General features: G+C 61.0%; 1 protein-coding gene. It reads left to right on the forward strand.

Annotated features, from left to right (window positions below):
- Positions 1–4 precede the first annotated feature (4 nt).
- Positions 5–556: sugar transferase (locus tag R3X27_RS25525; RefSeq protein ID WP_317711728.1), on the forward strand; the 552-nt coding region annotated here is incomplete at its 3' end.

Consider the following 556-nt stretch of genomic DNA (forward strand, 5'->3'; position numbering starts at 1 on the left):
AGACATTTCGCGCCAGGCTATTCAGGCGCAACCCGTTGTTAACACAAAATATTCGTCCTATAGAGGCTTCGCGCCTACCGATGTCGGCTTCCCGGGCTTCGGACCCGCAATCTATCGCCACGGCCTGAAGCGCGTTGCTGATCTGGCAATCACCATCCTGGCGCTGCCTCTGCTGGTCCCGATCATCGCGGCCCTGGCTTTCCTGGTCATGCTCGATGGCCATTCTCCGTTCTACAGTCAGAAGCGGCTGGGCAAGAACGGCCGGATCTACCGGATGTGGAAGCTGCGCAGCATGGTGCATAACGCCGATGCGACGCTGGAAAAGATTCTTGCCCGCGATCCGGAAGCCCGCGCCGAGTGGACCGTTTCCCAGAAATTGCGCAATGACCCGCGCATCACGACCGTGGGTCGGATCCTGCGCCGGTTCTCCCTCGACGAACTGCCGCAGTTCTTCAATGTGATCACGGGCGACATGAGCCTTGTCGGCCCGCGTCCGATGATGCCGGAACAGGCGTCGCTCTATCCGGGCCACGCCTATTACGCCCTGCGTCCGGGA

Origin of the sequence: Tropicimonas sp. TH_r6 (assembly GCF_033101155.1) — a bacterium.
Lineage (GTDB): Bacteria > Pseudomonadota > Alphaproteobacteria > Rhodobacterales > Rhodobacteraceae > Tropicimonas.